Below are 23972 nucleotides of genomic sequence, written 5' to 3' on the forward strand. Positions count from 1 at the left end.
CGAAGGGGCCTCAGGCATGGAACTCACCAGCTTCTACCCGGTCATCTGCACCCCGCAGCTCACCGCGGCACACGACTTCTACCGCCGCCACCTGGGCTTCGAGACCACCTTCGAGGCCGACTGGTACGTCAGCCTCCGCCGGCCGGGCACCCCGGCGTACGAGTTGGCGCTGCTGGACTTCCACCACCCGACCCTGCCCGCGGCCTACCGCCACCCCGTCCGGGGCCTGCTGCTCAACCTCGAGGTCGACGACGTCGACGCCGAGTGGGAACGTCTGGTGGTCCGCGGCGGCCTGCCGGTCGAGCTGGAGTTGCGCAGCGAGGACTTCGGGCAGCGGCACTTCATCACCGCCGCCCCCGACGGCGTCCTGATCGACGTCATCACACCGATCCCACCCACGCGGGAGTACGCCGAGCGGTACGCGGGCGGCTGACCCGGGTACCCCACTAGGCTGTGCCGCTGTGTCCGACCACACCGCTGCCGACGACGCCGTACGACCTCCGGCGCTGCGCCCCGGCGACACGGTGCTGCTGGTGTCCCCGTCCGGGCCGACGAACCCGGAGCGGGTGGCCCGGGGCGTGGAGCTGCTCACCGGCTGGGGCCTGCGACCGGTGCCCGCCCCGCACGCGTACGCCCGGCACGGCTACCTGGCCGGCACGGACGAGCTGCGCGCCGCCGACCTGAACGCGGCCTTCGCCGACCCGGAGGTACGCGGGGTGATCTGCACCCGCGGCGGGTACGGGGCGCAGCGGGTGGTGGATGCGATCGACTACGACGCCGTCCGGCGGGACCCGAAGGTGGTGGCCGGGTTCTCCGACATCACCGCGCTCCAGTTCGCGCTCTGGCGTGGCGCGCGGCTGGCCACCGTGCACGGGCCGGGCGCCGCCTGGCGGGACGAACGGACCCCGCTGTCCTCGGCCGAGTCGCTGCACCGGGCGCTCACCGTCGCCGAGCCGGTCACCGTCACCGCCGACGCCGGGGCGGAGACCGGCCCGGTACGCGTACCGGGGCGGGCGGCCGGTCGGCTGCTCGGCGGCAACCTGTGCCTGGTCGTCGCCTCCCTGGGCACCCCGGACATGCCCGACCTGACCGGGGCGGTGCTGCTGCTGGAGGACGTGCAGGAGCCCCCGTACAAGGTGGACCGGATGCTCACCCAGCTTCGCCGGGCCGGCGTCCTGGACGGGCTGGCCGGGGTGGCCGTCGGGCAGTTCACCGACTGCGCCGACGGATGGGCGGTTGACGTCGCCGACGTGCTCACCGACCGCCTGGGCGACCTCGGCGTACCGGTCCTGGGCGGTCTGCCCATCGGCCACGGCCCCCACCAACTGACCGTCCCGGTAGGCACCCAAGCCCTCCTGGACGCCACCACCGGCACCCTAACCATCTCCCCCGCCGTCCGCTGACCCCACTCCCCCACCCGGTTGATCATGAGGTTGGCGGAGGGTTTGGAGATCAACTCACCTGTCAACCTCATGATCAACCAGGGGGGAGCCCGGGGGACGGGGAGGGGTCGGGGTGAGGTGGGCCAGGGAGCCGGTTTCCAGGGCCGCCCAGACGGTGCCGTCGGGGGTGACGGTGAGGCCGTGGGGTTCGCGGGACGGGGTCGGCAGGGCGTGGTTGGTGATGGCGCCGTCGGCGTCGACGTGGCCGATGCGGTTGGCGGCCCACTCGGTCCACCAGCACCCGCCGGCCGGGTCGGCGACGATCGCGTGCGGTCGGGCGGCACGGTCCGGCAGCGGGTACTCGTCGATCCGCCCGTCCGGCGTGATCCGCCCGACCTGCCCGGCGCCGATCTCCACGAACCACACCGCGCCGTCGACCCCGGCGGTGATCCCGACCGGCGCCGCGCCCACGGTCGGCAGCGGGTGCACGGCCACCCGCCCGCTGTCCGGGTCGATCCGGCCCACCGCGTCGGCCCGGTTGAGCGTGAACCACACGCCACCGTCCGGGCCGGCCGTCACCATCGACGGCATCCCGCCGGGCGGGAGCGGGAACGACGTCACCTCGCCGTCGGTGGCCACCCGGCCGAGCGTGTCCGAGGTCATCCCCGCGTACCAGAGCGCGCCGTCGCCACCGGCGGCGATGCCGCCGGGACCGGTGCCCGCCGGGAGCACGACGGCGCTCTGTTCGCCGGCCGTGGTGATCCGGCCGATCCGGTCGTCGCCGGAGCGGGTGAACCACAGCGCGCCGTCCGGACCCGGCGTGACGATCAACGGCCGGCTGCCCTCCCCCACCGGCCAGGTACGCAGCCCGCCGTCGACGCCGAGGCGGGCGACCGCGCCGGCGTGCACGAGCGTCAGCCACAGCGCGCCGTCCGGCCCGACCGTGATGCCGTAGGGTCCGGCGTCCGCCCCGCTCACCGGAATCTCTCGGATGGTTCCCGCCGTCATGCCGGCCGCCCTTCCGCCCGACACCGCCGGGCTCCATCAAGCGCCACCCTCCGTCCCCGGACGTCCCGGCGCAACCGGTTTGTCCCCCGCACGGGCCGGATTGCCAGCTCGCTGACAGGCTCGCCACGGGTCGCGCCCAGCCCTGCTGGTCACCGTCGGTGAGGTCATCGCACCACCCACCGACGATCCGGAGGACCACATGTCCCGCACGACGCGCAAGAAGAACCTGCTGGTCGGGCTCGCCGCGGCCGGCGTACTCGCCGTGGGCGTCGCGGCCCCGACGGTCGCCATGGCCGCCGACAACGAGACCCCGCCGACCGCCGGCGCGGACGCCGACCGGGAGCAGCGGCACGCCGAACGGCAGGACGCGTTCGCCGAGGCCCTCGCCGGGGAGCTGGGGGTGGACACCGCGAAGGTGACCGCCGCGCTGGAGAAGATCCGCGAGCAGCACCGGGCCGACCGCCCGGAGCGGCCGGACGCCGCCGACCGGCAGGCCGCGCTCAAGGAACGTCTCGACCAGGCCGTCGCGGACGGCACGCTCACCCGGGAGCAGGCCGACGCGATCACCGCCGCGGCCGAGGCGGGCGTCCTCGGCGGCGGCGCCCGCCCCCACCGCTGACGGCGCAAGGAAGGGCTCCTTGTCAACGCCTGGCGTTGTACAAGGGTCCCTTCCTCACACCACACCGCGCACGCCGACGCGCGGCCGGCGCGCGGCACCGCACGCCGCGCGCCGGCCGCCGCTCACCTCAGGTACGGCCCGTCGGCGCCGATCTTGCCGGGGGCCGGGTTGTCGGGCAGGTTCAGCACGTAGACCCGCAGGTTGCCCTTGCCGCTGACGGAGGCGGTCAGGGTGCCGTTGGTGACGGTCCGGGTGTCTCCGGTGACCGCGTCGACGTACGTGCCGTTGGGCACGCCGCTGAAGGTGGCGCTGCCGGAGACGGTGACCAGCGCGAAGCTGTCCACCCCGGCGGCGGTGTACCGGCGTTTGTAGGCCATCTGGTTGCCGCTGACGCCCTGGGTGGAGTACTGCCCCTTCTGCAGGGCGGGGACGGCCCGGCGGATCTGGTTGAGCCGCTGAACGTGCTTGACCAGCGGCTTGTCCAGGGTCTGCGCGACGGCTCCCGTGGCACCACCCACCACTGAGAAGTCGGAGGCGGTGACGCTGCCGGCGAGGTGGCCGCCGTAGTAGGCGCGGCCGGTGGTGGCCAGCGGGCAGGTGGGACCGCAGTCGATCTTCGCGCCCTTCTGGAACTCGATCTCCGAGCCGTAGTAGAGCGTCGGGATGCCACGGAAGGTCCACATCAGGCTCATGTTCTCCGCCCAGGCGTCGGTGCCCTCGGCGTAGCGTACGGACGACTTGTTCGGCCCGTAGTCGTGGCTGTCGACGTACACGACGTTGTAGGTGGCGTCGTTGTAACTGTCGTCGGAGTCCCGGCCGTTGCCGAAGGCGTTGTTGGCGTCGCCGAAGTTCATGTGCATCCGCATGTCGATGACGTTCATGCCGGAGAACTTCGAGTGGTCCGGCGCGTGGTAGTCGTTGCCGCGCAGGAACGCGTTGTCGCTCGTCGGTTGGCCGTTGGGGCCGAGCAGCTGCTCGTAGTCGTACTGTTCGATCGCGGCCCGCACGTCGTCGGGGCTGTACTCCTTGCGCTCCTTCCAGGTGAAGAACTGCGCGGAGTGGTTCACCGAGCCCCGGTTCCACTTGTCGTTGACGAACGCGGCGACCTCGCCGAAGACGTAGAAGTCCTTGCCCTTGGCCCCGTGCCGGGCCACCGCGTGCTGCTGGATGGCCGGCAGGAAGTGGCGGTTCCAGGTGACCCGGGGGATGTGCACGGCGGTGTCGACGCGGAAACCGTCCACCCCCATGTCGATGTACCGGTTGTAGGCGTCGATCAGGTATCGCTGCACGGTGGCGTTCTCGGTGTTGAAGTCGGCCAGGTCCTCGTGCAGCCAGCAGCTGCGCGAGTCCTCCCCCTCCCAGTTGCCGATCCAGCACTGGTGGTACAGGTCGGCCGGGAACAGGCCGCTTGTCGGCGTCGGCCACTGGCAGTGGTGGACGGTGTAACCCTCCTGGCTGTAGGACCCGTTGGGGGTGCCCCAGCGCAGGCACCGGTTGCCGGCCGGCGGGGTGGACGACCACAGGTCACCGCTGTACGGCCGGCCCTTGGCGAGCGCGTTCTGCGCGGGGGTCAGGCCCGGGTCGTCGCCGGCGTGCTCGACCATCGGGTCGTACTGCCGGCCGGCCTGCGGCTGGTCGTAGTACCACTTCCACTGCGCGTCGCGGACGCCGTACACGGTGGGGGTGAAGAGCCCGCGCGCCCCCCACCGTGAGCTGTGGTTGTAGACCACGTCCTGGAAGATCTTGATGCCCTTGGCGTGCGCGGCGTTGATCAGGTCCTGGTAGCTGGCGCCCGGGCTCTCCAGCCGCGGGTCGATCTGGTGGAAGTCCCAGCCGTGGTAGCCGTGGAAGTCGTAGTCGGAGCGGTTGAGCACCACCGGGGTGATCCACAGGGCGGAGAAGCCCAGGCCCTTGACGTAGTCGAGCTTGTCGATCAGGCCCTTGAAGTCGCCCCGGAACATCGGGTCGTCGTTGGCGGCGTTGCCCGAGCGCACGTGCTGGCTGCCGCCCCGGTTGTTCGCGCTGTCGCCGTCGGCGAAACGCGCGGTCATCACGAAGTAGATGCTGTCCTCGCGGGGATCGCCGCCGAGCGGCGACCCACCCACCGGCGGCGCGGTGCCGGTGGTCGCCGTCGCGGGCGCGCTCGCCGCCGACCGGTTGCCGGCCGCGTCGAGGGCACGCACGGTCCAGGTGTACGCGGTGCCCGGCGCGAGGCCGTAGGCGACGTGCCGGGTGCCGGTGACGGTGACCGTGGTGGCCCCGCCGGTGCCGCCGGTGCGGGTCACCTCGTACCCGGTGACCGCCCGGTCGTCGGTCGACGGGGTCCAGGTCAGGGTCACCGACAGGCCGTCGGCGGTGGCGGTGAGCCCGGTGGGGGCGGACGGCGGCGCGGTGTCCGGGGCGACCGGGGTGCACGGGTCGGCGGCGTTCGGGGTGACCACCCCGCCGGAGACGGTGCTGCGGCCGGCGCCGAGGGTGTAGTCGGCGCCGTTGTTGTTGTCCCACGAGCCGGCGTTGTTGAACGCGGCGGTGAGGCCGCTCGCCGTACCGAGGTCCACGGTCCGCTTCACCCAGCCGGCGCAGGCGGTCTGCATGGCGACGCCCGGCGCGGTCGTCCAGGTGCCGCCGGTGGGCCGGTAGTGGATGTTCGCGGCCGGCCAGCCGCGCGGGGTGAGGTGGTAGAACACCTCGGCGGTGACCCCGCCGGGGGCCGGGCTCGCGGTGGGCGTGGGCGTGCCCGCGCACGGGTCGCCGGAGCCGATCCGGCCGGCGGCGACGGTGACCGTGCCGGTGCCGAGCCGGTAGTTCGCGCCGTTGTTGTTGTCCCAGGTGCCGGCGCCGTTGGTGAAGACCACCTGGAGGCCGGTGGCGGCCCCCAGGTCGATGGTCCGGCGACGCCAGCCGGTGCACGCGGCGTCCATCGCGACGCCGGGCACGGGGGTCCAGGTCGACCCGTCGACGCCGTAGTGGATGTTGACCGACGCGCCCCAGGCGGTCGGTGGTTGGTAGTAGACGGTGACGGTGTTGGCCGCGACGGCCGCCGTGAGGGGCAGCAGTCCGGCGGCCAGGCCGGTGGCGAGCGCGAAGGCTCCCCACCGGCGACGGGTGGTGGTGGTCCGCCTCATGACAGGTCTCCTGACACCTGCACCCGTGGGGGCGGGCGCAAGTCACTGAAGGCGTTGCAAGAACTTGCGAACGCGGTGCCAGGAAGTTACCAGCTTCAATGAGTTGAAACCAGGTCTTCACAATCGACAAAGTGGCGTGATTGTGCGGCAGGCTACTGAAAGGCGTTGCACCTGCGGCAACGCCTTCCGAGCGATCTTCCGGGAACCACCTTCAGGCGTCGGCGGGCGGCGTCGCGAACACGCCGAACCGGTTGCCGACCGGGTCGGCCAGATGGGTCAGGGTGAGCCCGGCGGGGGTCGTCCGCGCCGGCGCCAGCACCGTCCCGCCGGCCGCCTCGGCCTGCCGGCACGCCTGCGCCACGTCGGGCACCTGCACGTAGAACACCGCGTAGTTCGGACCCACCCCACCGGTCGCCCGCACCGCACCCTGGATCGAGCCGTCCGGCCCCGGCGGCACCACCCGGTACGACGCCTCCGGCGTGCCCTCCTCGGCGAACGACCAGCCGAACACGTCGGCGTAGAAGCGCTCGGTCTCCACCGGCCGGTCCGTGCCGACCTCGAACCAGGTGACCGCGTTGCTGATCGTGGACATGTGTCGCCTCCCGTCGCGCGCCGGCCCGGTCGGCCGGCGTCGTTCAGGAGTCAGCCTCGACGGCGTCCGCGACACCGTCCTGTCGGTGTTTTCCGCACCTCCGCCGCGTCAGGTCGCGGCACGGCCCGGCGTCCACCTCGCGGGGAAACATCATGGCGCCTCCGGACCGACCCTGAGGGCCATCTTCCCGACATAGTGATCTTCGAGGGCACGGTGGGCGTCGACGGCTCGCGCCAACGGAAAGGTCCGGGCGACGTGGACCGCCAAGGAACCCGCCTCGATGATCGCGTTCAGCCGATCGGTGGCGGTCCGGCTTCGATCCCCGTCGTAGTGCGACACCGTCGCGCCCGGCGACGTCACAGGCACCGGCAGGACACCGTTCGGCCAGGCGATCCGCCCCGAGTTCCTGATCGCGCGAAGAGACCGTTCGGCGGTCTCGCCTCCCGCGGTGACCAGAGCCGCGTCGAGCCCGCCCGGTGCGAACTTGAACGCCGCCGCCAACACGTCCTCCCTGCGACCGTCGATCGCCTCGTCGGCGCCCAGCCGCCGGGCCAGGGCGACACCGTCGTCACCGGAGGCCACGGCCAACACTCGGATGCCGCGGTGCCGCGCCAACTGCACGGCCAGGTGACCGATACCTCCGCTGGCCCCGAAGACCATGAGGGTCTCGTCCGGCCGCAGGCCGAGCAGTTCGAGTCCGCTCAGTGCGGTCAGGGCGTCCCACGCCAGCAGGCCGGCCTGCTCGGTCGGCATCCGGTCGGGCACGCGCGCCACGAACTCCGCCTCGACGACGCCGTACTCGGCGTAGAAGCCGCCCCGCGACACCGGCATCGTCGCAGCGTAGACACGGTCCCCCACGTTGAACCGGGTGACGTTGCGCCCGACTGCGGCCACCGTGCCCGCCGCGTCCCAGCCGAGGACGTAAGGGAAGGTCGACGCGACGCCGAAAGCGCCGTCGAACTCCCCCCGCCGCTCCTCCGCGTCCCAGGACCCGACTCCCGCGAACTCCACCCGGATGAGGACGTCGTCGTCGCCGAACCCGGGGAGCGGTATCCGGCGCGACGAGAGTTGATCGACTCCGCCGAACCGGTCCAGGACGACGGCGGTCATCCGTGGCTCCGTGACCACGCCGCCCGTTGTGCGCTCGCCCCTGTTGGCCATCGGTCCTCCTCGTTTGCTTGATTGAGTCAAGGATCATTGGATCACAGGTACTTGATTGAATCAAGTAGTACAGCCTCTAGGCTGGGAACCATGGCGCTACCGAGCAAACCCGTGGCCACCTCGTCCGAGGCCGAAGCCGCCCTGTTCGACCTGGTCGACGTGTACGACCGCGCCTACGAGGCAGCTGCGGCCGAGCTGTCGCTCAGCCCGGCGCAGGCGTGCCTGCTCGGGCGACTCGACGAGCGACGCGGCATGGGCGCCCTGGCGGCGGAGCTCGGCTGCGACGCCTCGAACATCACCCAGATCGTCGTGCGGCTCGAAGTGCTCGGCCTGGTGACCCGCGAACCACATCCCCAGGATCGCCGCGCACGACTCGTCGCACGGACCCCCCGAGGAGACGAGATCAGCCGCCGGTTCGCCGCAGCCTTCACCTTCGCCCGCACGGCGGTCGGACGACTCTCACCCGAGGAGCAGGACCAACTCGCGGCGCTGCTGCGCAAAGCACTGGGCTGACGCGCACCCGCCCGGACGACCAGGGCGCGCCGCCGTCTCCACCCCGGGCAACGACCCGCCCGAACGTCCGGGGGACAAGACCGCTCAGACCAGGCTGAGCGGGCGGATGTTGCGCTCCCGCGGGATGTCCAGGTCCTCCATGCGCAGTTCCCGCCCCACCCGCTCGGCCAGCGGCACCACGCCGATGATCCGGTCGGTGCGGAAGCAGCGCAGCTCGTCGCGCAGCCGGCACCACGCCAACAGATACCAGTGTCGGGGGTTGCCGAGGTAGCCCAACGGCTCGACCTCCCGCTGCGACGGCGAGCCGTCGCGGTCGGCGTACGACAGGCGGAGCACCCGGCGCGCGGACACCGCGTCGGCGACGACGGCCGGGACGGGTGCCACCGGCCCGTCGTCGATCAGGTGCACCCGGCCGGCGAGGCGATGCGCCTCGGCGGCGTCCGCCGCCGGCATCACCGCGAGGAGCTTGCGCAACGCGGTGCCGGCCGCGGCGGCGAACGGGGTGCCCCGCATCCGGTGCAGTGCCGTCGCCATGGCGACGGCCTCGGCGGCGGTGAAGTTGACCGGCGGCAGGGTGCGGGCCCGGTCCACCGCGTAGCCGCCGGTGCGCCCCGGCTCGGCCCAGATCGGCACCCCGGACTGCTGGAGGGCCCCGATGTCACGCTCGATGGTGCGGGTGCTCACCTCGAAGTGCCCGGCCAGCCAGCGGGCGCTGCGCGGCCGTGGGGACACCGCGCGCAGCTCCTCCACCATGGCGTAGAGACGATCGGTGCGGTTCACCCCCGGACGCTAACCCGGGGGTAGGACAGGACCACCGCCCGTGCCGGCCGCGCTCAGGCGATGCAGGCGCAGACGATCAGCGCGGCCCCGAAGTGGGTGGCGGCGCTGACCCGGGCCGCCGGGTGCGGCTCCGTCGAGCAGATGACCTCGCCGAGCTTGCCGGGGGTCAGCATGTCCAGCACGAAGAAGGCCAGCGCCATGATGGCCAGGCCGACCAGTCCGAAGATCAGCGTGGAGGCGAGCCCCTTGCCGAAGTCGTCGTAGCTGGTCAGGATCGCGGTGAAGACGATCCCGGCGATGCCGAGCTGGTTGGCGGCCAGCAGCAACCCGGCGTTGCCGTTGCGCTGCACCCAGATCAGTTCCCGCAGCTTCCCGGGCGTGAGCAGGTCGACCAGCAGGAACCCGGCCGCCATCAGGCCCACCCCGACGACGCCGAACACGACGCTCTGCCATGCTCCGCTGAACAGGTCCTCCAGCACCGATCGCCTCCCGGGCTCCACCGCCCGGCGGGGGTCGCCGAGCGGGTGATCGAGACGATAGCGGTCCGGCGCGGCCCCCGACTAGAGCGACAGGTAGCGCTGCCGCTCGTACGGGGTGACCTCGCGCCGGTACTGCTCCCACTCGGCGCGCTTGTTGCGCAGGAAGAAGTCGAAGACGTGCTCCCCGAGCACCTCGGCGACCAGCTCCGAGCCGGCCATCACGTCGATCGCCTCGGCCAGGTTCTCCGGCAGCGGCTCGTACCCCATCGCCCGGCGCTCGGCGCTGGTCAGCGACCACACGTCGTCCTCGGCGCCCGGCGGCAGCTCGTAACCCTCCTCGATGCCCTTCAGGCCGGCGCCGAGCAGCACCGCGAAGGCCAGGTAGGGGTTGGCCGCCGAGTCCGGCGAGCGGACCTCGACCCGGGCCGAGTTCGGCTTGCCGTACGCGGGGACCCGCACCAGCGCCGACCGGTTCAGGTGACCCCAGCAGACGTACGCCGGGCTCTCGGTGACCCGGTCCGGCAGGGCCTGCGGGAACAGGCGCTTGTAGGAGTTGACCCACTGGTTGGTGACCGCGGTGTATTCCCGGGCGTGCACCAGCAGGCCGGCGATGAACGCCCGGGCCACCTTCGACAGCTTCATCGGGTCGCCCGCGTCGTGGAACGCGTTGCGCTCCCCCTCGAAGAGCGACAGGTGGGTGTGCATGCCGCTGCCCGGCTGGTCGGTGAAGGGCTTCGGCATGAAGCTGGCCTGCACGCCGGTGGAGAGCGACACCTCCTTGACCACGTGCCGGAAGGTCATGATGTTGTCGGCGGTGGTCAACGCGTCGGCGTAGCGCAGGTCGATCTCCTGCTGGCCGGGGGCGACCTCGTGGTGGCTGAACTCCACCGAGATGCCGATCCGTTCCAGCGCGAGCACGGCCTGGCGGCGGAAGTCGCGGGCCACCGCGTGGGTGGTGTGCTCGAAGTAGCCGCCGGTGTCCACCGGGGTCGGCACCGAGCCGTCCTGCGGGCCGTTCTCCAGCAGGAAGAACTCGATCTCCGGGTGGGTGTAGAAGGTGAAGCCCTTCTCGGCGGCCTTGGACAGCGCCCGGCGCAGCACGTGCCGGGGGTCGGCCCAGGACGGGCCGCCGTCGGGGAGCAGGATGTCGCAGAACATCCGGGCGCTCTCGCCGCTGACCCCACCCTCGAACGGGAAGACCTGGAAGGTGGTCGGGTCCGGCATGGCCACCATGTCCGACTCGAAGACCCGGGCGAAGCCCTCGATGGCCGAGCCGTCGAAGCCGATGCCCTCCTCGAAGGCCGCCTCCAACTCGGCGGGGGCCACCGAGACGCTCTTGAGCGTGCCCAGCACATCGGTGAACCAGAGCCGGACGAACCGGATGTCCCGCTCTTCCAGCGTACGGAGGACGAACTCCTGCTGACGGTCCACTTCCACTCCTCGCGACACCTTGCCGACCTTGGTCCGGTTCTCCCGGCCTGACCGACCAGTTTCCACCGGGCCGGTTACGCCGACGTTACGCGACCGCCCGGCGCGCGTCCTGTCGTGTCCCGGGCTACGGGCCACCGCCGCCCGGGTGGTCCGGGCGGCGGGTTGACCGGTGGCGACCGTCTCCCGCCGGCCGCCGTGTCGACGATCGAGGGCTGGGGCAAGATGAGGACATGCCCACCCTGCGTCTCGCCCTGTGCCAGGTGAATCCGACGGTCGGCGACCTGACCGGCAACGCCGGACTGGTCCGGTCCTGGACCCGCCGCGCCGCCGACGCCGGTGCCCAGCTCGTCGCGTTCCCGGAGATGATGCTGACCGGCTACCCGGTCGAGGACCTGGTCTTCCGACGCTCCTTCGTGGCGGCGTCGAAGGCCGCGCTGACCCGGCTCGCCGCCGACCTGGCCGCGGACGGGCTGGGCGCGGTGCCGGTCCTGGTGGGTTACCTGGACGCCGACGGCCCGCCGCAGGTCAGCGGCGACGCCGAGCCCGGCCGGGGGGCCCGGAACGCGGCGGCCCTGCTGCACGGCGGCACCGTCGTGGCCACCTACTTCAAGCACCACCTGCCCAACTACGGGGTGTTCGACGAGGACCGCTACTTCGTGCCCGGGGACATGCTCACCGTGGTCCGCCTCGGCGGGGTGGACGTGGCGCTGACCATCTGCGAGGACCTGTGGCAGGCCGGCGGCCCGTTCGCCGCCGCCCGGCAGGCGGGGGTCGGCCTGGTGCTCAACATCAACGGCTCGCCGTACGAGCTGAACAAGGACGACATCCGGCTCCCGCTGGTCCGCCGCCGGGCCGCCGAGGCCGGGGCCGCCATCGCCTACGTCAACATGACCGGCGGTCAGGACGAGCTGGTCTTCGAGGGCGACTCGATGATCGTCGGGGCGGACGGTGAGCTGCTCGCCCGGGCCCCGCAGTTCGTCGAGCACCTGCTGGTGCACGACGTGGACCTGCCCGCCGCGTCGGCCGCCGGCGACACCGTCGACCTGGCCGACGGGCTGCGGGTGGTCCGCTCGGCGGTGCCGGGCGACCTGCCCGTCCCGGTCGGCCCGCCGGCCACCGGCGACGTGATGGAGCCGGTCGCCGACGAGGCCGAGGTGTGGCACGCGCTGGTGCTCGGGCTGCGCGACTACGTGGACAAGAACCGCTTTCCCTCGGTCGTGCTCGGCCTCTCCGGCGGCATCGACTCGGCCGTGGTGGCCGCCCTCGCCGTGGACGCGCTCGGCCCGCAGCGGGTGGTCGGCGTCTCGCTGCCCAGCCAGCATTCCTCGGAGCACTCCCGGGAGGATGCGGCCGACCTGGCCAAGCGCACCGGCCTGGACTACCGGGTCGAGCCGATCCAGCCGATGGTGGACACCTTCCTGGCCAACATGTCGCTCTCCGGGGTGGCGGTGGAGAACCTCCAGGCCCGGGTCCGCGGCGTCATCCTGATGGCCCTGTCGAACCAGGAGGGTCACCTGGTGCTGACCACCGGCAACAAGAGCGAGCTGGCGGTCGGCTACTCCACCCTCTACGGCGACTCGGTCGGCGGCTTCAACCCGGTGAAGGACGTCTGGAAGACGTTGATCTGGCGGCTGGCGAAGTGGCGCAACACCGACGCCGCCCGGCGCGGCGAGCTGCCGCCGATCCCGGAGAACTCGATCGGCAAGCCCCCGTCGGCCGAGCTGAGCCCCGGCCAGCTGGACAGCGACAGCCTGCCCGACTACGACGTGCTGGACCCGATCCTGATCGGTTACGTCGACGGCGACCTGGGCCGCGACGGCCTCGTCGAGTCCGGCCACGACCCAGCGGTGGTCGACCGGGTGCTGCGGATGGTGGATACCGCCGAGTACAAGCGCCGGCAGTCCGCGCCGGGCACGAAGATCTCCATGAAGGCGTTCGGGCGGGACCGGCGACTACCGATCACCAACCGCTGGCGCGAGGACGGCTGACCGGCCGGCCCCGCGCCGCCGGGAGTGAAATCCTCCACTCCGCCCTGCCGTCACCGGGTCGACCGGTGCGACGATCGCGGCGGAACCCGGGGACCGCGTACGCGGCCTCGAGGAAGGAGAGAACCATGGTGGAGTCCACCCCGTCCGAGGTGACCGCCCTCTACGGCGGCCCGGCCACCCGACGGGTACGCACCCGCGACCTGATCGCCGCCAAGGAGCGCGGCGAGAGGTGGTCGATGCTCACCTCGTACGACCAGTACACGGCGACCATCTTCGACCAGGCCGGCATTCCGGTGCTGCTGGTCGGCGACTCGGCCGCGAACAACGTCTTCGGCTACGAGACGACCCTGCCGGTCACCGTGGACGAGCTGCTTCCCCTGGTCCGGGCCGTGGTACGGGCCACGAAGCACTCGCTGGTCGTCGGCGACATGCCGTTCGGCTCGTACGAGGAGGGCCGGACGCAGGCGCTGCGCACCGCGGTGCGGTTCATGAAGGAGGGTGGCTGCCACGCGGTGAAGCTGGAGGGCGGCCGGCGTTGCGCCGACCAGATCGCCGCGATCGTCGGCGCCGGCATCCCGGTGATGGCGCACATCGGCTTCACCCCGCAGAGCGAGCACACCCTGGGCGGCTACCGGGTGCAGGGGCGCGGCGACTCCGCCGAGGACGTGCTCGCCGACGCGCGGGCGGTGGCCGAGGCGGGCGCCTTCGCGGTGGTGCTGGAGATGGTGCCCGGCGAGGTCGCCAAGCGGATCACGCACGAGTTGGCGATCCCCACGGTGGGCATCGGCGCGGGACCGGACACCGACGCGCAGGTGCTGGTCTGGCAGGACATGGCCGGTCTACGCACCGGGAAGGCGCCGCGCTTCGTGAAGCGGTACGCCGACCTGGCCGGCGCGTTGACCGACGCGACCCGCCGCTTCGCCGACGAGGTCCGCGGCGGTGACTTCCCCACCGCCGACCACACCTTCTGAGGGGTAAGGAAGGGCCCCTTCCCAACGCCTGGCGTAGCGGAGGGGCCCCTTCTTCACACCGCGGCACCGCACGCGAGCGGCCCGCGGACACCGCACCGCGACGTGGCGCGGGGGTGGTGGGGCGGGTCAGAGGTCGGTGACGCGGATGCCGGCGTGGGCCTTGTAGCGCTTGTTGATGGCGATCAGGTTGGCGGTGAACGCCTCGATCTGGTGGGCGTTGCGCAGCCGCCCGGCGTAGATGCCACGCATGCCGGGGATGCGGGCGGCCAGCGCGCCGACCACGTCGACCAGTTCCCGGTCCTCGGTGCAGATCAGCACGTCCAGGTCGATCCGCTCGATCTCCGGGTCGGCCAGCAGCGGGGCACTGACGTGGTTGAACGCGGCGCACACCCGCGAGTCGGGCAGCAGCGCGGCGGCCTGCTGGACGGCGCTGCCCTCCTCGACGCGCAGCGCGTACGGGCCCTGCTTGTCGAAGCCGAGCGGGTTCACGCAGTCGACCACGATCTTGCCGGCCAGCGGCGCGGCGAGGGCGGCCACGGTCGCGGCGTGACCGTCCCACGGAACGGCGATGACGACCACGTCGCTGCGCCGGGCCACCTCGTCGTTGCCGGCACCGGTGACGCTGGCGCCGGTGGGTACCCCGGGCAGGGCGGCGATCTCCCGCGCCGACTCGGCGGCACGCTCGGCGGACCGGGATCCGATCAGCACCGTCTGGCCGGCCCGGGCGAACCGGTAGGCGAGACCCCGCCCCTGGTCACCGGTGCCACCGATGATGCCGACGGTGAGCCCGGAAACGTCGGGCAGCGTGCTCGCGTCGTATGCCATGGGCTCATCCTCGCAAATCCGCCGCGCGCGCAGCAGCGACGGGCGCTGTGAGAAACCCCGCCGTCAGGCGCGTTCGAAGGCGACCGCCCGGGTGGTCGGGTCGGCGGTGACCAGGCGGACCCGGATCCGTTCGCCGAGCGGCAGGTCGCCGGAGCAGCGGGCCCGCACCGGGGGCTCGTCCAGCGCCACGGTGCCGCCGGGCTGCCGGCCCGGCCGGGCGCGCGGGGACGGCGGCGCGTCCACGTCCAGCACCGCCGCGTCGAAGACCTCACCGACGCGCTGTGCCAGCAGGACCGCCTCGGCCAGCTCGATCGCGCCCCGGGTGGCCGCCGACGCGGTCCGGTCGGTCGCGGCCATCGCCTCCGGCAGTTTCGGCAGCGCCGTGCGGGCCCAGTCGGGAACCTCCCGGCCGTCGTGCAGGGCCAGGCAGACCTCGGTCGCGTACCGGTCGGCCAGACGCCGCAACGGCGCCGTGACATGGGCGTACGCGGCCGCGACCCCGCCGTGCTCCGGCTGCTCCGGCACGGTGCCGTCGAAGGCGGTGTACGCGGCGCCGCGCATCAGTTCCGCCGCCTGGTCGACGAAGGCCGCCGCCCGGGGCTGCGACGGGTCCAGCCCGGCGAGGACGACACCGGGGCCGGCCCCGTCCGGCCAGTGCACGCCCAACGGGGCGGCGGCGGCGCGCAGCCGCTGCACCGCCTCCGGCCTGGGCGCGGGCATCGTGCGCAGCAGCCCGACCCGGCCGGCGAGCATGAGGTCGGCGGCGGCCATCCCGGTGAGCAGGGAGATCTGCGCGTTGTGCTCCTCCATCGGCACCGGCCCGCGCAGGACCAGCCGCCAGCCGTCGCCGACCGGTTCGACGTCCTGTTCGGGTAGCGGCAGGTTGATCGCGCCGCGACGCAGCCCCCGGGCGGTGAGCAGCGCACCGACCTCCGGCAGCAGGGCGATCGGCTCGGGCAGCCGGCCGGCGTCGGCGTCGGACTGGACCCCGACGTAGTCGAGTTGGGCGCGGCTGCGGACCAGCGCGCGCTCGACGTGCACGGCCACGGTCCCGCCGTCGGCGTCCAGGTCGATCGTCCACACCACCGCGGCCCGGTCGACGTCGGGCAGCAGGCTGGCCGCGCCCTCGCTGAGGTTCTCCGGGTGCAGCGGGACGTTCCCGTCGGGCAGGTAGACGGTCTGGCCGCGCCGCCAGGTCTCCTCCTCCAGCGCGCCACCGGGGCGGACGTGCGCGGCGACGTCGGCGATCGCGTACGTCACCCGGAAACCGCCGCCGGGACGGCGCGCGAGGTGCATCGCCTGGTCGAGGTCCCGCGAGCCGGCGGGGTCGACCGTGACGAACGGGACGTCGGTGCGGTCGGCCGCCGGCCGGGGCGGGGCGGCCGCCGCCTCGTCGGCCTCGCGGCGCGCGGCGGGCGGGAACGTCTCGGGCAGGTCCAGCTCGCGGCGGACCGCGCCGAAGTCGATGCGGGGGGCGAGGACGCGTCGGATCACCACGCCGCCCATCCTGACAGCGTGTCGGGTGATCCGCTCCCCGGCGACGCGCCGAACGGTGTACGCCGGCGCGTCGCGCGGGAGCGGTCGGGTCAGCCGGTGGCTCTGCGGGCGGTGGCCCGTACGCCCCGGGGTGCGGTGGCCCGGGCGGCGGCGACCGGCCGGGCCGCGGTCGCGCGGGAGGTGATCTTCTTCGCCGGGGCCTTCGCGGCGCTGGTCTTCGCGGGTGCCTTCTTGGCGGTGGCCTTGCGGGCCGTGGCGGTGGCGGTGGCCTTCCTCGCCGTCGCCTTCCTCGCCGGCGCCTTCTTCGCGGCGGCCGTGCCGCTGGGGCCGGTCGAGGCGGCCTTGCGGGCCGACGCCTTCGCGGGCGCCTTCTTCGCGGTCGTCTTCTTCGCCGCCGTGGTCTTCTTCGCCGCCGTGGTCTTCTTCGCGGCGGCGGCCTTCTGCGCCTCGGCCGTCTTCTTCGCGGCGTTCATGGCCTTCTCGGCCGCGGCGGTGGCCTTCTTCGCCGCGCTGTTGGCCGTCTTGGCCGCGGTCGAGGCCTGCCGGGCCGCGATGGTGGCCGTCGCCGCCGCCTTCTTCGCGGGTTCCGTCGCCGCGGTGGTCCTCTTCGCCGCCGACGCCTTCCGGCCGGCCGGCGCCTTCCTGGCCGTCGTCGTCCTCTTCGCGGCGGTGGTCTTCTTCGCCCCGGTCGTCTTCTTCGCCGGGGCGGTCTTCTTCGCCGTGGTGGTCTTCTTCGCGGGGGCGCGGCCCGCGCCGCCGGCCGCCTTGGCGGCCGGCGCCCGCTTGGCGGCCGTGGTGGAGGCGGTCGTCCGGGTGGCGCCCGCGGTCCGCGCCGCCGCGGCGGTCTTCGTCGCGGCGTTGCGTCGGGCGGCCGGGCGGGTGGTGGCCCGCTGTGCTTCGGCCATGTCGTTCCCTCCTTGGGGACGTGCTCTCGCGTGCCTCCTCGCGGAGCACGGAGTACCTCGACGCGGGCCGTCCCGCGCCGCCTATCTGCCCTCCCCGGTCCAGCGGGCGTCCTCGGCGTCCCACGCCTCGTTCCGCTCCTGCACCTGCTGCAACGCGTTCTCCGCGTCCGCCGCCGAGGCGTACGGGCCGAGCACGTGCCGGGCTGGGCACACGTCGGCGTCGGTCTCGACCCGGTGGTGACGGGTGCACCAGTAGTAGTGGCCACCGCTTCCGCTGTCACTCATGCGCTCACTGTGCACCGGGACACGCCCGACCGCCACCGGAACACCGCAAGTCGCCGTCGCTCTCCACAGTAGATGTGCTGCCGGTCGCGGGGGCGGGAACGGTGAAAACAGGATGCATCCGCGGACAGGTGGACGCAGCGGAAACGGCAGCGGGTGACCGGATGGGAGTAGGCGGGCCGCTCCGGTGGCCCCGCATAGGATCGCCGGATGGCGACTCCGGAGTACGTCCAACGGATGCGCCGGCACATCGGCACCGACCTGCGCTGGCTGCCCAGGGTCAGCGCCGTCGTCGGCAACGACGCGGGCGAACCGCGGCTCGGGTTGCGGGCCGACGACGGGCGCTGGTCGGTGGTCAGCGGCATCGCGTCCGCCCTCGGGGTCACCCAGCGGACGCTGGAGACCGGCCGGCCGTTGCCGGCCACGGCGGCCGGACCGGCCTGGTTCCCGCCGGCCGGCGCCGCCTGGTCCGAGTCGCCGGGAAACTGACGTGGACCCGGCGGTACGCGACTACCTCTCCGCGCTGGTGGCCACGGCCCGCGCGGTGCTCGGCGACGACCTCGTCGGGGCGTACGCGGCGGGGTCGGTGGCGCTGGACGCGTACCGGCCGGGGCGCAGCGACGTCGACGCGGCCCTGGTCTGCGCGGCGGCCCTCGACGACGGGTCCAAGCGGGCGCTGGTGGCCGGGCTGCGGCACGAGGCGCTGCCGTGTCCCGCGCGGGGCCTGGAACTGGTGGTCTACCGCCGGGAGGTGGCCCGCTCGGGCACCCCGGAGCCCGGCTTCGAGGTCGAGCTGAACACCGGGGCGCGGATGGCGTTCCGGGTCACCTGGTCGCCCGGGGAGCGGCCCGCCGGGGACGGACGCTTCTGGTACGGGCTGGACCGCAGCATCCTGCACCAGGGCGGGTACCGGCTGCTCGGCCCACCGGCGGCGGAGGCGTTCGCCGACCTGTCCCCCGCCGACCTGCGGACCCTGCTGGTCGACGCGCTGCGCTGGTGGCTGGACCGGCCCACGCCCGCCGGCGACGCGCCGGCCCCCGGCGCGGAGGACGCGGTGCTCGGCGCGGCCCGCGCGCTGGTCCGCCTCCGGCACGGTGTCTGGCTGCCGAAGGACGCCGCCGGGCGCCGGCTGGTGGCCGACGGCTGGCCCGCCGACCTGGTCGACCGGTCGATCGCGGCCCGGGCGGGCGGACCGCCGCCGAGCGGTCCGGCCGCCCGCGCCTTCCAGCGGCGCGTGCTGGCCGAGGTCGCCGCCGGCTGACCGCGCCCCGACCGGTTCAGCGGACCGGCAGGGCGGGGACCCCGACGACGCCGGTCCGCCGGCACCGGGCCGCGCGGAGCACCCAGGCCAGCGTGTACGGCGTGACGGCCAGGAGGAACAGCGGCAGGACCAGCACCGAGTCGGTGAGCAGGAACAGCTCCCAGTCGGTGGGGCGGGGAAATCCGAGCGACGAGTTGGTCCAGACGGCGAACAGCCACAGCGGCGCCGAGACGGGGTCGACGGGGTCGCCGTGCGGCATGAGCGTGTGCCGGCCGGTCGACACGTCACCGAGCACGGCGAGCACCACGGTCAGGTCGGCCACCACCAGCGCGCCGAGGACACCCGCCGCCCAGGCGGCACGGATCCGCCCCCGCGCGGCGAGGGCCGCCGCGCCCCGCAGCACCACGGTCAGGGCAGCCAGCCAGAACACCAGCACCGGCATCCCGGTCTCGAACTCGCCGTCGAGGCGCAGCGCGTAGACGATCAGCAGGACGGTGGCCGCGAGCGGCGCCATGACCGCGACGACCGCGGCCCACCCACCCGGCGGGCCGAGGCGGGCGAGCCGGTCGGCGAGGATCGCCAGCCCGACCGCGACGGCGAGCACGAGCCCGCTGGCCAGCGGGAGCTGCACGTCGTACGCCCACTCGACCCGCCAGGGCATGGTCTGCACGATCCGGTCCGTCACCACGAACCCGGCCAGGACGACCGCGGCGCAGACGGTCGGGGCGAGCAGCAGTGGAAGGGCGGTGCGCAGCAGCCACCGGCCGAGCGGGGCGCGGTCGGCGGCGGGCACACCGGAGCGGCGGGCCGCCAGGCTGGCCGCGAACAGCAGCATCGCGACGCGCTGCCGGCGGTCGGCCAGCACGTGCAGCTCGGCGGTCCACTCCCGGTGCAGGTCGTCGCGCAGGTCGACGGGCCAGCGACGCCGGGCGAGCGCCAGCAACAGCGTCGCGACCCGCCGGGTCAGCACCTCGTCGCCCCGGTCGGCGTGGTTCCGCCGGCTCACCACGCCGGCGCTCCGGTCGGCTCGGCCCCGCCGAGGCCCGGACGCGGGTCCGGCGCGAGGGCCCGCAGTTCGGCCAGCGCCTGCCGGGCTGCGGCGACCCCCTCCGGCGTCAGCCGGTAGTAGCGGCGAGCCGGTCGACCCACCGTGGACGGGTCGACCGGCTCCCACTCGGCGGCCAGCCAGCCGGCCGCCCGCAGCCGGTGCAGCACCGGGTAGAGGGTGCCGCTGGGCAGGTCGGTCATCGCCATCAGGTCGAGCCCATAGCGCTCGGCATCCGGCTCGGCCAGCAACGCGGCGAGGACCCGCGCGACCGGGATCGTGATCCGCATGAGCCGGACTATATCGGAACTCTACATAGGGGGTGGCTCCGGTCCGACCACCGCGTCGTCCGCGCCGACCTCCGGGTGACCGCTGAGGTCAGGCCGGCACCCGCTCGACCGGGATCCACAGCTCAGCGTCCGCGTGCGCGCCGTCGGCCGAGATCCGGGTACGCGAGATCTCCGGGCCGGGGCGGCTGCGGTACGGATTCGACGGGAACCACTGGGTGAACACGTCCCGCCACAGGTGCTGCACCGCCTGCGGGAACGCCCCGGACGCCTCGAACACCGCCCAACTGCCCGCCGCCACCGGCAGGGCGTCCAGATCCTCCGGTACGTCCGCGCCGGTCACCACCCCGTACCAGTAGTCCAGTTCGGTGCCCTCCGACCGGTCGCCGGCCAGGCCGTCGCTGACGTTGACCACGCCCCGCGGCTCCTGGTCGGACAACGCCTCGATCCGGCCCTTCGTCTCCGCGTCGAGCCCCTTGACGAAGCTGACGATCGCCGGGTTCATCCCCTCGTGCACGAGCGGAACCCGCGCCTTGCGGCCTACCAGCCGGAACCCGTCCTTCTCCACGATCCGGTATCGCATACTGCTGCTCCCTTCCACGATGAGCCGGAAGGACATCCGGGGCTGGGAGCGCAACGCCGCCCCCGTACGCCTCGCCTCGCCGGGGCCGACGCCATGCACGGCGTGGAACGCCCGCGCGAACGCCTCGGCGGAGCCGTAGCCGTGCCGGACCGCGACGTCCAACAGCGTCCGCTCCCCCGCCAGCACCTCCGCACAAGCGATGGTGAGCCGCCGCCGCCGGATGTACTCGGACAGGCCGATGCCGGCCAGCGCGGAGAAGAGTCGCCGCAGGTGGTACTCCGACGTCGCGGCGATCCGCGCCAGCTCGGCCACCTCGACCGGCTCGTCGAGGTGCCGCTCGATGTGGTCCATGACCTGGTTGAGCCGCTCCAGCACCCGGGTCTCCTTCCCTGTCGACCACCACGCTAGGTCGACGGAAGGCCCCGGCACCCGACATGCCGTGCCCGTTCCGGTCGGGTGGACCGGCCTACCCTGGGTGTCGGGGTCAGGGCCAGGTGCGGGCCTGGGCGTCGAACACCTCGGCCGGGGTCTCCTGGGGCAGGACGCAGAGCAGGTGCCCGCCGGGGGCCCGCAGGATCCGGCACTCCTGCCACCGCGCCTCCTGGGTCGCGCCGAGGGCGATCAGCCGGGCCGTCTCCGCCTCGACGTCGTCGGTCTCGATGTCCAGGTGGAACCTCGGTGCGTCGTCGACCGCCTGGACCGCGGTCACCAGGCCCGGCATTGCGTCGTGCAGGCTGGTGAACTGCGGCTCCGGCGCGTACGTCTCCGGGCGGGCGCCGAGGGCGGCCGACCAGAAGGCGGTCGCCTGGTCGGCCTCGTCGGCGGGGGTGTCGATGATGAGGGCGAACACGCGGCTGCGATGCATGCCGGCGACATTATCGAGGGACGCGACCGCCCGCATGCCCGCCTCGGGCCGATGTGCTCACTGACCCACGGAAACCGAGCGCCGATACTCCTGCCAACGGGCGCCAAGGTCGTCCCAGATGCTTTGGTACTGGTCGAACATCACCCGGATGCGCGCCGTATCGAGTTCTTCCGGCCTATTCGATGCGATGTAGTAGGTGACGTCGTCCCGAAGCCGGTAGAACCTGTATTGGCATTCCTCCATCAAAACCCAGCGTGAGCGCCAGGCGAAGAACGGCTCGACCGTGTTGACAACCGTCGCCACCGCCACGAGCGCGAAGCCGAGCCCGGTCCAGAAGTCGAGGTCCTGCAAACCGAGGATGATCGTGGATGCGACCGATAATGCCAGCGCGGCGAGGCGCGCAACGGTCGCTCGCCGGGTGAAGACCCGCTTCCGCGCCCTGGCGTACTGATTCGCACGCTCAAGCCGGCCGACCAGGTCGAGCGCAAGCTCGAGTGGTGCAAGACCGGGCTGTGGAATCTCCGACTGTATGGGCTCCTGCGGCTCCCGCGTCACACGAACATCGTAGAAGCCGCCATCAATGCGTCGGCCCCGTCGCACCGCGCCTGTGGGCCCGCCCGGCAAGACCCGCCGGACAGGCCCACCGGCACCCCAGGCCGGCTCAGTGTTTGAGCGTGAAGGTGAAGTCGCCGGAGAGCCGGCTGCCCAGCCGGACCGCCGAGACGATTTTTCCGTCCAGGATCAGTCTCTCGACCTCGGCCCGGGACAGACCGCATCCTTCGGCGATCAGGCGGACCGGCCGGACCGGGATCCGCGCCGCGAAGCGGACCGAGATCTCGACCGCCTCGCCGTCCAACGGGTCCGATCCGTCAGTCACGAGGCGCCAGGCGTCGTCCCAGTCGAGGGCGATGCGGTTGCGGCGCTGCACGAACGGATCCTGGAGCAGCTCCGCTGCCAGGCCAGGGTCGTTGTCGTGCAGCCGGTCCAGCAGCTCGGGTCGGATGGAGCGGACGGTCACCCGTTCCAGGACCGTGAGCTTCGCCGTTTCCCCGCAGGCGGTGCAGAGCACGAGGAGCCAGACGTCGATGAGCTTGTGGTTGGCGTTGACGCGAAATTTGCCGCCTGCCCGGAACCGCTCGGAGCCGCACGCGTGGCAACGACGGCGGACGAGCGGAAGGCGGGTGGGCACGACCATCCAGTTTTTGAGCACAGAAGTACACCGGTTTCAGTGAGAAGTCCGCAGCAAGAAGGAGCGCGGCGCACAGGCGCGACGCGCGACAGATCAGCGCTCGGGAGGTCTCACAGGGTGTACAACGGCACGTCCTCGACCAGACGACTTGGTGCGCAGCACGGTAGGGCGCTTGGTGGCGCCGCACCACCGGTTTTCCGCCACTCGCCGCCTTCGCCGGTCGGGCTCGGCGCCCCGCCTCGCGGCCCGGACGGCCGGTAGGGTGCCGCGATGAAGCTGGTGGAGATCCGCAGGTACCCGATCAAGTCCCTGCTCGGCGAGCAGCTCACCACCGCCGACGTCGACCGGCGCGGACTTGTCGGTGACCGTTCGTGGGCCGTGCGGGACGCCGACGGGAAGCTGGGCAGCGGCAAGAACACCCGTCGCTTCCACCGGATGCCGGGCCTGTTCACCCTCCGCGGGCACGCAGGCGAACCGGTGCCGGTCGTCGAACTGCCCGACGGACGCCGCTTCGCCGCCGACGAACCAGCCGGGCACGACGCCGTCTCCGACCTGCTCGCCCGACGCGTCACGATCGAACGCGAGGCGGAGGTCATGCACCACGACGAGGGGCCGGTGAGCCTGATCAGCACCGCCGCCCTGAGCCGGCTTCACGACCTTCTGGGCGAGCCCGTCGAGCCCGTACGGTTCCGGGCCAACCTGCTCGTCGACGTGGCCGGTAGCGACTTCCCGGAGGAGCGCTGGCTCGGGCGCGCCGTTCGCATCGGTGCAGAGGTCGTCCTGCGACCGCGCCGCCGGCTCACCCGATGCGCGATGGTCGACCTCGCCCAGGAGGACGCACCGGAGCACGGGCATCTGCTGAAGACGCTCGCCGAGCACCACGACATGACCTTCGGGGTGTGGGCAACCGTCGAACGGCCCGGCCGCGTCGCGCTTCAGGATGTCGTCACACTCGCGCCCCGCGACGACGCGGCGGGCGGCGGACGTACGCCCTGAATCGCACCGGCCCCCACCGGCGCTCGACCCTGATCGCCGAAAGGCCCCGGCCGCCCCTGCGGCCTGCGAGGCCGGCCGTCCCTGCGCCTGGCTGCCCGGCCACTCCGCGGCTTGCGAGCCCCGCTGCCGCGGCCTTTCCCACTGGCCCCCGCAGCCTGCCTGGCCGGCCGACTCGCGGTCTGGCGGCC

At 73.1% G+C, this 23972-nt stretch carries 25 protein-coding genes; 10 read left to right on the plus strand and 15 right to left on the minus strand.

What is annotated here, in order from left to right:
• Positions 1 to 16: 16 nt before the first annotated feature.
• Together D7223_RS04020 and D7223_RS04025 are read left to right on the plus strand one after the other, a co-directional pair.
• Positions 17 to 433, plus strand: coding sequence for a VOC family protein (locus D7223_RS04020; protein ID WP_120724878.1), 417 nt, complete (start codon positions 17 to 19; stop codon positions 431 to 433).
• 28 nt (positions 434 to 461) lie between these two features.
• The gene (locus D7223_RS04025) at positions 462 to 1403 is read left to right on the plus strand and encodes a S66 peptidase family protein (protein WP_120724880.1); all 942 of its coding nucleotides are present in this window, start codon (positions 462 to 464) and stop codon (positions 1401 to 1403) included.
• Positions 1404 to 1457: 54 nt separating this feature from the next.
• Here D7223_RS04025 and D7223_RS04030 read toward each other — a convergent pair whose 3' ends face one another.
• On the minus strand, positions 1458 to 2390 hold the full coding sequence (locus tag D7223_RS04030; RefSeq protein WP_120724882.1) for a Vgb family protein: 933 nt from the start codon (positions 2388 to 2390) through the stop codon (positions 1458 to 1460).
• A gap of 199 nt (positions 2391 to 2589) precedes the next feature.
• On the opposite strand from D7223_RS04030, the gene D7223_RS04035 reads away from it, so the two are divergent.
• Positions 2590 to 3009, plus strand: coding sequence for a hypothetical protein (locus tag D7223_RS04035; RefSeq protein WP_120724884.1), 420 nt, complete (start codon positions 2590 to 2592; stop codon positions 3007 to 3009).
• A 122-nt stretch (positions 3010 to 3131) separates the two neighbouring features.
• On the opposite strand, the gene D7223_RS04040 is transcribed toward D7223_RS04035, so the two are convergent.
• The 3 genes from D7223_RS04040 to D7223_RS04050 all read right to left on the minus strand — a co-directional run bounded on the left by D7223_RS04040 (position 3132) and on the right by D7223_RS04050 (position 7836).
• Positions 3132 to 6134, minus strand: coding sequence for a carbohydrate binding domain-containing protein (locus tag D7223_RS04040; protein ID WP_120724886.1), 3003 nt, complete (start codon positions 6132 to 6134; stop codon positions 3132 to 3134).
• A 211-nt stretch (positions 6135 to 6345) separates the two neighbouring features.
• Positions 6346 to 6726: a VOC family protein gene (locus D7223_RS04045; protein WP_120724888.1), complete on the minus strand. Its 381-nt coding sequence runs from the start codon at positions 6724 to 6726 to the stop codon at positions 6346 to 6348.
• A 150-nt stretch (positions 6727 to 6876) separates the two neighbouring features.
• A complete protein-coding gene (locus D7223_RS04050; RefSeq protein ID WP_120724889.1) occupies positions 6877 to 7836 on the minus strand; it encodes a quinone oxidoreductase family protein in 960 nt (319 codons plus the stop codon).
• Positions 7837 to 7977: 141 nt separating this feature from the next.
• On the opposite strand from D7223_RS04050, the gene D7223_RS04055 reads away from it, so the two are divergent.
• The gene (locus D7223_RS04055) at positions 7978 to 8400 is read left to right on the plus strand and encodes a MarR family winged helix-turn-helix transcriptional regulator (protein ID WP_120724891.1); all 423 of its coding nucleotides are present in this window, start codon (positions 7978 to 7980) and stop codon (positions 8398 to 8400) included.
• Between the two features lie 84 nt (positions 8401 to 8484).
• Here D7223_RS04055 and D7223_RS04060 read toward each other — a convergent pair whose 3' ends face one another.
• The 3 genes from D7223_RS04060 to glnA form a co-directional block, all read right to left on the minus strand.
• Positions 8485 to 9180, minus strand: coding sequence for a helix-turn-helix transcriptional regulator (locus D7223_RS04060; protein ID WP_120724893.1), 696 nt, complete (start codon positions 9178 to 9180; stop codon positions 8485 to 8487).
• A gap of 53 nt (positions 9181 to 9233) precedes the next feature.
• Positions 9234 to 9659 (minus strand): DUF350 domain-containing protein, encoded by a 426-nt coding sequence (locus D7223_RS04065; protein ID WP_120724895.1) that lies wholly within the window; start codon positions 9657 to 9659, stop codon positions 9234 to 9236.
• A gap of 81 nt (positions 9660 to 9740) precedes the next feature.
• On the minus strand, positions 9741 to 11090 hold the full coding sequence (gene glnA / locus D7223_RS04070; RefSeq protein ID WP_120724897.1) for a type I glutamate--ammonia ligase: 1350 nt from the start codon (positions 11088 to 11090) through the stop codon (positions 9741 to 9743).
• Between the two features lie 230 nt (positions 11091 to 11320).
• On the opposite strand from glnA, the gene D7223_RS04075 reads away from it, so the two are divergent.
• Together D7223_RS04075 and panB are read left to right on the plus strand one after the other, a co-directional pair.
• A complete protein-coding gene (locus D7223_RS04075; protein WP_120724899.1) occupies positions 11321 to 13078 on the plus strand; it encodes an NAD+ synthase in 1758 nt (585 codons plus the stop codon).
• A 125-nt stretch (positions 13079 to 13203) separates the two neighbouring features.
• Positions 13204 to 14049 (plus strand): 3-methyl-2-oxobutanoate hydroxymethyltransferase, encoded by an 846-nt coding sequence (panB, locus tag D7223_RS04080; RefSeq protein WP_120724901.1) that lies wholly within the window; start codon positions 13204 to 13206, stop codon positions 14047 to 14049.
• A 126-nt stretch (positions 14050 to 14175) separates the two neighbouring features.
• Here the strand turns inward: panB and npdG are convergent, their stop codons facing one another.
• Both npdG and D7223_RS04090 read right to left on the minus strand, forming a co-directional pair.
• Positions 14176 to 14874, minus strand: coding sequence for an NADPH-dependent F420 reductase (gene npdG, locus D7223_RS04085; protein ID WP_120724903.1), 699 nt, complete (start codon positions 14872 to 14874; stop codon positions 14176 to 14178).
• 63 nt (positions 14875 to 14937) lie between these two features.
• Complete coding sequence (locus D7223_RS04090) at positions 14938 to 16371, minus strand: RNB domain-containing ribonuclease (protein ID WP_120725740.1); 1434 nt, start codon at positions 16369 to 16371, stop codon at positions 14938 to 14940.
• Between the two features lie 18 nt (positions 16372 to 16389).
• Here D7223_RS04090 and D7223_RS32975 point away from each other — a divergent pair, with 18 nt between their 5' ends.
• The 3 genes from D7223_RS32975 to D7223_RS04110 all read left to right on the plus strand — a co-directional run bounded on the left by D7223_RS32975 (position 16390) and on the right by D7223_RS04110 (position 18819).
• Positions 16390 to 17517, plus strand: coding sequence for a hypothetical protein (locus tag D7223_RS32975; protein WP_186832177.1), 1128 nt, complete (start codon positions 16390 to 16392; stop codon positions 17515 to 17517).
• A gap of 251 nt (positions 17518 to 17768) precedes the next feature.
• Entirely contained in the window at positions 17769 to 18047 is a 279-nt protein-coding gene (locus D7223_RS32980) for an NUDIX hydrolase (protein ID WP_186832176.1), read from the plus strand.
• Between the two features lies 1 nt (position 18048).
• A complete protein-coding gene (locus tag D7223_RS04110) occupies positions 18049 to 18819 on the plus strand; it encodes a nucleotidyltransferase domain-containing protein (RefSeq protein WP_120724907.1) in 771 nt (256 codons plus the stop codon).
• A 16-nt stretch (positions 18820 to 18835) separates the two neighbouring features.
• On the opposite strand, the gene D7223_RS04115 is transcribed toward D7223_RS04110, so the two are convergent.
• From D7223_RS04115 to D7223_RS04140, 6 genes are all read right to left on the minus strand, one after another.
• Complete coding sequence (locus D7223_RS04115) at positions 18836 to 19828, minus strand: hypothetical protein (protein ID WP_186832175.1); 993 nt, start codon at positions 19826 to 19828, stop codon at positions 18836 to 18838.
• Positions 19822 to 20154: a PadR family transcriptional regulator gene (locus D7223_RS04120; RefSeq protein ID WP_120724909.1), complete on the minus strand. Its 333-nt coding sequence runs from the start codon at positions 20152 to 20154 to the stop codon at positions 19822 to 19824. Before D7223_RS04120 ends, D7223_RS04115 begins: the two co-directional genes overlap by 7 nt.
• A gap of 88 nt (positions 20155 to 20242) precedes the next feature.
• On the minus strand, positions 20243 to 21109 hold the full coding sequence (locus D7223_RS04125) for an AraC family transcriptional regulator (protein ID WP_120724911.1): 867 nt from the start codon (positions 21107 to 21109) through the stop codon (positions 20243 to 20245).
• Positions 21110 to 21218: 109 nt separating this feature from the next.
• On the minus strand, positions 21219 to 21599 hold the full coding sequence (locus tag D7223_RS04130) for a VOC family protein (RefSeq protein ID WP_120724913.1): 381 nt from the start codon (positions 21597 to 21599) through the stop codon (positions 21219 to 21221).
• 57 nt (positions 21600 to 21656) lie between these two features.
• Positions 21657 to 22154, minus strand: a complete 498-nt coding sequence (locus D7223_RS04135) for an SLATT domain-containing protein (RefSeq protein ID WP_202864575.1) — start codon at positions 22152 to 22154, stop codon at positions 21657 to 21659.
• Between the two features lie 106 nt (positions 22155 to 22260).
• Complete coding sequence (locus D7223_RS04140; protein WP_238161652.1) at positions 22261 to 22794, minus strand: DUF1062 domain-containing protein; 534 nt, start codon at positions 22792 to 22794, stop codon at positions 22261 to 22263.
• 264 nt (positions 22795 to 23058) lie between these two features.
• Here D7223_RS04140 and D7223_RS04145 point away from each other — a divergent pair, with 264 nt between their 5' ends.
• Positions 23059 to 23784: an MOSC domain-containing protein gene (locus D7223_RS04145; protein WP_120724917.1), complete on the plus strand. Its 726-nt coding sequence runs from the start codon at positions 23059 to 23061 to the stop codon at positions 23782 to 23784.
• Positions 23785 to 23972: the final 188 nt, after the last annotated feature.

It is taken from the genome of Micromonospora endolithica, assembly GCF_003626595.1.
Lineage (GTDB): Bacteria > Actinomycetota > Actinomycetes > Mycobacteriales > Micromonosporaceae > Micromonospora > Micromonospora endolithica.

What these genes read in the sequence shown, in the direction of transcription:
- D7223_RS04020 (WP_120724878.1), top strand. Translation starts at nt 17, where the DNA reads ATGGAACTCACCAGCTTCTACCCGGTCATCTGCACCCCGCAGCTCACC.
- D7223_RS04030 (WP_120724882.1), bottom strand. Translation starts at nt 2,390, where the DNA reads ATGACGGCGGGAACCATCCGAGAGATTCCGGTGAGCGGGGCGGACGCC.
- D7223_RS04035 (WP_120724884.1), top strand. Translation starts at nt 2,590, where the DNA reads ATGTCCCGCACGACGCGCAAGAAGAACCTGCTGGTCGGGCTCGCCGCG.
- D7223_RS04040 (WP_120724886.1), bottom strand. Translation starts at nt 6,134, where the DNA reads ATGAGGCGGACCACCACCACCCGTCGCCGGTGGGGAGCCTTCGCGCTC.
- D7223_RS04045 (WP_120724888.1), bottom strand. Translation starts at nt 6,726, where the DNA reads ATGTCCACGATCAGCAACGCGGTCACCTGGTTCGAGGTCGGCACGGAC.
- D7223_RS04050 (WP_120724889.1), bottom strand. Translation starts at nt 7,836, where the DNA reads ATGACCGCCGTCGTCCTGGACCGGTTCGGCGGAGTCGATCAACTCTCG.
- D7223_RS04055 (WP_120724891.1), top strand. Translation starts at nt 7,978, where the DNA reads ATGGCGCTACCGAGCAAACCCGTGGCCACCTCGTCCGAGGCCGAAGCC.
- D7223_RS04075 (WP_120724899.1), top strand. Translation starts at nt 11,321, where the DNA reads ATGCCCACCCTGCGTCTCGCCCTGTGCCAGGTGAATCCGACGGTCGGC.
- panB (WP_120724901.1), top strand. Translation starts at nt 13,204, where the DNA reads ATGGTGGAGTCCACCCCGTCCGAGGTGACCGCCCTCTACGGCGGCCCG.
- npdG (WP_120724903.1), bottom strand. Translation starts at nt 14,874, where the DNA reads ATGGCATACGACGCGAGCACGCTGCCCGACGTTTCCGGGCTCACCGTC.
- D7223_RS32980 (WP_186832176.1), top strand. Translation starts at nt 17,769, where the DNA reads ATGGCGACTCCGGAGTACGTCCAACGGATGCGCCGGCACATCGGCACC.
- D7223_RS04120 (WP_120724909.1), bottom strand. Translation starts at nt 20,154, where the DNA reads ATGCGGATCACGATCCCGGTCGCGCGGGTCCTCGCCGCGTTGCTGGCC.
- D7223_RS04130 (WP_120724913.1), bottom strand. Translation starts at nt 21,599, where the DNA reads ATGCATCGCAGCCGCGTGTTCGCCCTCATCATCGACACCCCCGCCGAC.
- D7223_RS04140 (WP_238161652.1), bottom strand. Translation starts at nt 22,794, where the DNA reads ATGGTCGTGCCCACCCGCCTTCCGCTCGTCCGCCGTCGTTGCCACGCG.
- D7223_RS04145 (WP_120724917.1), top strand. Translation starts at nt 23,059, where the DNA reads ATGAAGCTGGTGGAGATCCGCAGGTACCCGATCAAGTCCCTGCTCGGC.